At 48.6% G+C, this 387-nt stretch carries 1 protein-coding gene; it reads left to right on the top strand.

Annotated elements, in window-relative coordinates:
* The coding region (locus D0817_RS26815) for an NHL repeat-containing protein (protein WP_193555379.1) at positions 1 to 387 on the top strand (387 nt) is incomplete at both ends.

Here is a 387-nt window from a genome sequence, read left to right as displayed (position 1 = left end):
CGGAATATCGGTCTATAGTATAGCAATCGACAAATATGGGAAGATTTGGACAACAGAGGTTGGAACGCGTTTTTCTACGTTTGAGGCAGCGAATCCTGTAGGTACCGTAAAGGTCTATTATCAAGTGGGTAACGACCAGGCACAAGGCATTGCCACCGATGATAACGGTGACATTTTTATCGCCGGTTCCCTGTATCGCAGTGTGGTCGGGCACTATAAACAAGTGTTCACCGATGGTGCGTTCACAGGGATTGCGTTCGTTGGTAATTATCGGGTTGGCAATGGTCCGACGGGTGTGGCAGTTGATGGCAGGGGTAATGTATGGGCAACTAACTATAACGACAGTACGGTGTCAAAAATCACCTTGGCCAGCTTGCCAGCCAATGC

This window comes from Flavobacterium cupreum (assembly GCF_003996965.1).
Classification (GTDB): Bacteria; Bacteroidota; Bacteroidia; order Flavobacteriales; family Flavobacteriaceae; genus Flavobacterium; species Flavobacterium cupreum.
Note: the sequence above shows the minus strand (reverse complement) of the source record. Positions and strands in the feature narration are given on the sequence as shown.